The sequence below is a fragment of the Micromonospora sp. S4605 genome, assembly GCF_003176715.1.
In the GTDB taxonomy this organism is placed as follows: Bacteria; Actinomycetota; Actinomycetes; order Mycobacteriales; family Micromonosporaceae; genus Micromonospora; species Micromonospora echinaurantiaca.
The window spans coordinates 70,191-76,761 of sequence record NZ_QGSW01000186.1; the positions used below are offsets into that span (position 1 = coordinate 70,191).

At 75.5% G+C, this 6,571-nt stretch carries 6 protein-coding genes; 5 read left to right on the forward strand and 1 reads right to left on the reverse strand.

The genetic code is table 11. The features are described from left to right. Positions 1–60: 60 nt before the first annotated feature. Entirely contained in the window at positions 61–1,536 is a 1,476-nt protein-coding gene (locus DLJ47_RS15255; RefSeq protein ID WP_109900675.1) for an MFS transporter, read from the reverse strand. A gap of 76 nt (positions 1,537–1,612) precedes the next feature. On the opposite strand from DLJ47_RS15255, the gene DLJ47_RS15260 reads away from it, so the two are divergent. From DLJ47_RS15260 to DLJ47_RS15280, 5 genes are all read left to right on the forward strand, one after another. After that, entirely contained in the window at positions 1,613–2,392 is a 780-nt protein-coding gene (locus DLJ47_RS15260; RefSeq protein ID WP_109900683.1) for an AraC family transcriptional regulator, read from the forward strand. Between the two features lie 79 nt (positions 2,393–2,471). Beyond that, the gene (locus tag DLJ47_RS15265) at positions 2,472–2,951 is read left to right on the forward strand and encodes a GbsR/MarR family transcriptional regulator (protein WP_109900684.1); all 480 of its coding nucleotides are present in this window, start codon (positions 2,472–2,474) and stop codon (positions 2,949–2,951) included. After that, positions 2,944–3,855 carry an ABC transporter ATP-binding protein gene (locus tag DLJ47_RS15270; RefSeq protein ID WP_109900676.1) on the forward strand — a complete coding sequence of 304 codons (912 nt, stop codon included), beginning with the start codon at positions 2,944–2,946 and terminating at the stop codon, positions 3,853–3,855. Before DLJ47_RS15265 ends, DLJ47_RS15270 begins: the two co-directional genes overlap by 8 nt. Then, positions 3,842–4,639 carry an ABC transporter permease gene (locus DLJ47_RS15275; protein ID WP_233257845.1) on the forward strand — a complete coding sequence of 266 codons (798 nt, stop codon included), beginning with the start codon at positions 3,842–3,844 and terminating at the stop codon, positions 4,637–4,639. Before DLJ47_RS15270 ends, DLJ47_RS15275 begins: the two co-directional genes overlap by 14 nt. Positions 4,640–4,764: 125 nt before the next feature. Next, a complete protein-coding gene (locus DLJ47_RS15280) occupies positions 4,765–6,432 on the forward strand; it encodes an alkaline phosphatase D family protein (protein ID WP_109900677.1) in 1,668 nt (555 codons plus the stop codon). Positions 6,433–6,571: the final 139 nt, after the last annotated feature.

Genomic DNA, 6,571 nt, shown 5'->3' on the forward strand with positions numbered 1-6,571 from the left:
CGCGCCGCGACCCTCGAAGATCGTTCCGGGACGTGGTGGCCTCGGCGAACGTCCGGGCCACTACCTCGCCGAGGTCGTCCGCTCCGGCCGCGCCCCGTCGCGCCGGACAGCCGGCCGCCCGGCGCCCGGCCGGTGGTCCTGGTCACCGGCGCCGCCGCCGGGTCCGGCGTGCGGGGCGGCCGCCCGGGAGCGGTGGGCGGCCGCGGCGCCGACCAGCAGGAGAGCGGCCGTCGCCGTGGCGGCCGCCCCTGGCGACCGGCTCAGGTGGAGCCCGCCGAGGAGCGCGACGCCCAGCACGGCGGCCAGCAGGGTGCCGGTGGAGACCAGCGCGGAGAGCGCGGCGGCCGCGCCGACCGGCACGACGGCGGCCAGCCGGGCGACCAGCGGGCTGAACGCGGCGGCGTGCGCGGCGCCGCCCACCAGCAGCAACGCGGCCACTCCCGGCCACGGCCAGCCGTCCCGGGACAGTGCCCAGACCGCCAGCACCACCACGGCCAGCACCGGTGGGCCGGCCACCGGGAGGGCGTCGCGCCACCGCCCGGGCAGTCGCGGCACGCCCAGGCCACAGAGGGCGAACCCGGCGGCGTACGGCAGGAAGGCCAGCCCGGCGCCGAGCGCGCTCATCCGCAGCCCGTCCTGCAACCACAGGGTGAGGTTGAACAGGAAGCCGGCGTAGCAGCCCATCACCGTCGCGGCCGCCAGCAGGCCGACCGCGACGCCGGGCAGCCGCAGCACGGTCACGTCGAGCAGCGGCGCCCCGCCCCGGCGCGCGAGCCGGTCCTCGTACCGCAGGAAGAGCCCGAGCCCGACGGCGCCGGCGGCGGCCACGGCCGGCACCGCCCACCCTGGCCATCCCAGGTCCCGGCCGAGCACCAGCGGTACCACCAGGGTGAGCATCGCGGTGCCGAGCAGCAGCACCCCGGGCGGGTCGAGCGCCTCCCGACCGCGCCGGTCCGGTACCGCGGCGAGCACCCGCCGGCCCAGCACCAGCAGCAGCACCCCGACCGGCACGTTGACCAGGAACGCGGCCCGCCAGGCGAGCCCGCCGAGGTCCAGGGTGACCAGCAGGCCGCCGACCACCTGCCCGGCCGCGACCCCGAGCGCCAGGATCATCGAGTACGCCCCGATGGCCCGGGTCCGGGCCGCGCCCTCGAACCGGGCCTGGATCAGCGTCAGCACCTGCGGCACCAGCAGGGCCGCGGTGGCCCCTTGGACCACCCGGGCCAGCACCAGGCTGCCCGGCCCGGGGGCCAGCCCGCAGGCGAGCGAGGCGACGGTGAAGCCGGCCAGGCCGAGCAGGAAGACCCGGCCCGGACCGTGCCGGCTGCCCAGCCGCGCGCCGGTGACCACCAGCACGGCGAAGGCCAGCGTGTAGCCGGCCAGCACCAACTGCGCCAGCGCCGGCGGGCCGGCCAGGTCGGCCCGGATCGTCGGCGCGGCGACCGCGGCGATCGAGGTGTCCATCGAGGCCATCGCCTGTCCGGTCAGCAGGACGACGAGCAGCGCGGCACGCCGCTTCGAGTTCGGCTCGCTCATGCCGCCACCCTGCCGGCGGCCGGGCCCGCCGTCTTGTCGATCCTTGCGCCCGCCGGCGCTGGCTACCCTGGCCGGCATGCGGACCAGCACCGTGCTCGCCAGCCATCCGGACTTCCGGATCCAGGGGGTGCGCTGCCGCGACGACCACACCCGCTGGTCGGCACCCGAGCGCAACTCGGCGTACGGGATGGTGCTCACCCGCCGCGGCGGCTTCCGCCGGCACGGACGCGGCGGCGAGGAGTTCGTCGACCCGACCGTGGGCTACCTGACGGTGCCCGGCGAGGAGGAGCGCTTCGCCCACCCGGCCGGCGGCGACGACTGCACCTCGCTGCACCTGTCGGAGCGGCTCTGGCGGGACCTCTTCGCCGACCGGCCGGCGCCGGCCGTGGTGCACGTCGACGCCCGCCTCGACCTGGCCCACCGGCTGCTGCTGCGCGCCACCACCCAGCCCGACCCGGACTTCGCCGCCGCCGAGCGACTGGTTCGGTTGGTCGCCGGAGCCGCCGGACCGGCACCGGGCGCGCCGGAGCGGGACCGGCCGCTGGTGGCCGCGGCCCGGGCGGCGGTACGCGACGGAGCGCCCGAGGCGGCCGGACTGCTGCCGCTGGCCCGGGCCCTCGGGGTGTCGCCGTACCGGCTGAGCCGCTCGTTCCAGGCGCTGGTCGGGGTGCCGCTGACCCGGTACCGCAACCGGCTGCGCGTCGGGCGGGCACTCGACCTGCTCGCCGCGGGGGCCGACCTGGCCACCGTCGCGGCGGAGCTGGGCTTCGCCGACCAGGCCCACCTGACCCGGACGGTCCGCGCCCAGCTCGGGCAGACCCCGGGCCGGCTCCGCCACCTGCTCCGCGACGGCTGACCCCACCCGGACTTCCGCGTCCCGGCCCCAGCGCGTACTCTTTGTTCAGAACTTATTGAACGTTCGGAACGAGGAGATGATGACGGAACTGACCGCCCAACGCCGGTACGCCGAGGACGCCGCCGTCGTCCTCAGCGGGCTCGGGCTGCCGCCGGCGTACGGCAAGCTGCTCGGCTGGCTGCTGGTCTGCGACCCGCCGTGGCAGACCAGCGGCCAGCTGGCGGAGGGGCTCGGGCTCTCCAAGGGCTCGGTCAGCACCGGCATGCGGCTGCTGGAGACCAGCGGCCTGGCCCGCCGGGTGCCGGTGCCGGGCCATCGCGGCCACGCGTACGAGGTCAGGCCGGACGCGATCATCCGGATCGCCGCCGACGCCACCAAGTTCCGGGCGTTCCGGGAGCTGATGGAGCGCGGCCTGGCCGTCGCCGGCGGCGAGGACGCCCCCGGTACCGAGCGGCTGCGCGTGATGCGCGACTTCTACGCGTTCATCGAACGCGAGGTGCCCAAGCTCGTCGAACGCTTCGAGGCCGAGTACCAGGGGAAGGGAGACGGCGATGGCTGAGCTCGCCATCGAGACGGAGAAGCTGGTCAAGACGTACGGCCGCAACCGCGGCCTGACCGGGCTGGACCTACGGGTCGAGCCCGGCGAGGTGTACGGGTTCCTCGGCCCGAACGGGGCCGGCAAGTCCACCACCATCCGGCTGCTGCTCGACCTGATCCGCCCGACCAGCGGCCGGGTCAGCGTGCTCGGCGCGGACCCCCGCCGCGCCGGGGTGGCACTGCGCCGCCGGATCGGCTACCTGGCCGGCGACTTCGTCGTCGACGGCCGGCAGACTGCCCGCGAGCTGCTGACCTACCTGGGCAACCTGCGCGGCCGGGTGCCCCGGACTCGGATCGAGGAGCTGGCCGACCGGCTCGACCTGGACCTCGGCCGGCGGATCAAGGGGTTGAGCAAGGGCAACCGGCAGAAGGTCGGCGTGGTGCAGGCGTTCATGCACGAACCGGAGCTGCTCATCCTCGACGAACCGACCAGTGGGCTGGACCCGTTCCTGCAACAGGAGTTCCTGTCCCTGGTGCGCGAGGCGCGGGCCGGCGGCCGGACGGTCTTCATGTCCTCGCACGTGATGAGCGAGGTGCAGCAGACCGCCGACCGGGTGGGCATCATCCGCGAGGGCCGGCTGGTGACCGTGGCCCGCGTCGAGGAGCTGCGCGAGCAGGCCGTCCGCAAGGTCGAGATCCACTTCGCCGACCCGGTGACCGCGGCGGAGTTCGCCGACCTGCCCGGCGTCAGCGAGGTCAGCGTCACCGGCGGCACCCTGCGGTGCCGGCTGGACGGGCGGGCCGACGCGCTGGTCAAGGCGGCGGCCGGGCACACCGTCGTCGGGCTGCTGTCCGAGGAGCCCGACCTGGAGGAGATCTTCTTCGGCTACTACGCCCGCGAGGAGGACACCCGTGTTGCTGCGTGACCCGTTCACCAAGGCGCTGCACGACGCGCGCCGGTCGCTGCTCGGCTGGACCGTGGCGATCGTCGCCGTCGGCGCGATGTACGCCTCGTTCTGGCCGACGGTGCAGACGCCGGAGATGAAGGAGGCCCTGGCGGCGTATCCGGAAGGGGTGCTGGAGGCGTTCAACTACAGCGACCTCACCACCGCGGCCGGCTACCTCGGCAGCGCCGTCTACGGCCTGCTGGTGCCGTTGCTGGTCGCGGTCTTCGCCATCGCCGCCGGCACCCGGGCGGTGGCCGGCGACGAGGAGGCCGGCACCCTCGACCTGGTGCTGGCCCACCCGGTCAGCCGGACCCGGCTCGCGCTGCTGCGCTTCGCGGCGGTGGCGGCCGGCATCGTCGCGGTGGCCGTCCTGCTCGGCCTGGCGATGGTCGCGTTGAGCGGGCCGGCCCAGTTCGACGGCATCGGCGCCGGTGGCTTCGCGGCGATGACCGTGCACCTCGCCCTGTTCGGGCTGACCTTCGCCGCGCTCGCCTTCGCCGTCGGCGCGGCCACCGGGCGGCGGGCCGCGGCGCTCGGCACCGGGGCCGCGGTGGCCGTGCTCGGCTACCTGGCGAACTCGGTCTTCCCGCAGGTGGAGGGGCTGGCCTGGGCCCGGGAGGTGTCCCCGTTCCACTGGTACCTGGGCGGCTCGCCGCTGGTCGACGGCGTGCAGCCGGCCGGCGCGCTGCTGCTGCTCGGCACCACCGTGCTGCTGGTCGCCGCCGGCACCGCCGCCTTCACCCGGCGGGACCTCGCCGTCTGAGCACGCCGGAAAGGGCTCCTTGTTCGGCCGTTGGCGACGACGAGGAGCCCTTCCGGTCATCTGGCGGTCACCCACGCTCGGGACGCTCCCCAGGTCGGCAAGAACCGGACTCTGGGGAGGAATTCGTGGCACTGTCCCGACGAACGATCCTGTTGAGCGGCGCGGCGGTCGGCGCCGCCGGCGCCGTCGGCCTGCCCGCGGCCGCCGGCGCGGAGCCCGCCGGGGCGCCGGCCACCGGCACCCGCCGGCTGGCGTACCCGTTCACCCTCGGCGTCGCCTCCGGTGACCCGGACCACGACGGCTTCGTGCTCTGGACCCGGCTGGCGCCCCAGCCGTTGGCCGAGGACGGCCTCGGCGGGATGCCGGACCGGGTGGTGCCGGTGCAGTGGGAACTGGCCGCCGACGAGCGGTTCCGGCACGTCGTCCGGCGCGGGGTGGCCTGGGCGCGGCCCGGGTCGGCGCACAGCGTGCACGTCGAGCTGGACGGGCTGCTGCCCGGCCGGGAGTACTTCTACCGGTTCCGGGCCGAGGGCCACCTCTCCCCGGTCGGCCGCACCCGCACCGCGCCGGCGCCCTGGAGCATGCCGGCCGCCCTGGCCATGGCCTTCGCCTCCTGCTCCCAGTACGAGCACGGATACTTCACCGCCTACCGGCGGCTGGCCGAGACCGAGCCGGAACTGATCCTGCACCTGGGCGACTACCAGTACGAGTACGCGCCGGACACCTACAACGCGCCCGGCGGGAACCCGCGCGACCACGAGGGCCCGGAGACCCGGACGCTGGCCAACTACCGGCAGCGGCACGCCCAGTACAAGACCGACGCCGACCTGCAGGCCGCGCACGCCGTCGCGCCCTGGGTGGTGGTCTTCGACGACCACGAGGTGGAGAACAACTGGGCCGACGAGACGCCCGAGGCGCCGGACCCGGAGTTCGCCGCCCGGCGGGCGGCGGCCTTCCAGGCGTACTACGAGAACATGCCGCTGCGTCGGACCTCCGTGCCGCGCGGCATCGACATGCAGCTCTACCGGCGGGTGCGCTGGGGCCGGCTGGCCACCTTCCACATGCTCGACACCCGCCAGTACCGCGACGACCAGGCCTGCGGCGACGGCTACCGCAACTGCGCCGCGGCCGCCGACCCGGCCCGCTCGATCACCGGGGCCGAGCAGGAGGCCTGGCTGCTGGACGGCTTCCGCCGCTCCGACGCCCGCTGGGACATCCTCGGCCAGCAGGTCTTCTTCGCCCAGCGGGACAACAACTCCGGGCCGCTGACCGTCACCAGCATGGACGCCTGGGACGGCTACGTCGCCTCGCGCGACCGGATCACCCGGGGCTGGCTGGCCGCCGGGGTCCGCAACCCGGTGGTGCTCACCGGGGACGTGCACGCGCACTGGGCCAGCGACCTGAAGCTCGACTACGCCGACCCGACCTCCCGCACGGTCGGCAGTGAGCTGGTCTGCTCCTCGATCACCTCGGGCGGGGACGGGGCCGACTCGGCGACCGGCTCGCACCCGTGGCTGGCGTTCAACCCGCACCTGCGGTTCCAGAACAACCTGCGCGGCTACGTCCGGACCACGATCACCCCGGGTGAACTCACCGCCGACTTCGACGTGCTGCCGTACGTGAGCCGACCGGGCGCGCCGGCGCACACCCGGGCCCGGTTCGTCATCGAGGACCGGGTGCCGGGCCTGCACCTGACCGCGGACCACCCGCTGCCGGCCGCCGCCGCCCGCCGCTCGGCCGACGCCGTCGACGAGGGCCGCCGCACCGTCGAGGCGGAAACCGCCCGCCCCTGACCACCGCCCCCGGCCGCTCCGGCCGCTCCGGGCGACCGCACGAACAGTGCAAGAGTGGCCATTCCGGCTGGGATGGCCACTCTTTCTCTGTAGGTGCGCGCGGGGCGGGCGGCGGCGGCCGGCAGCGGGTGGTCCGCGG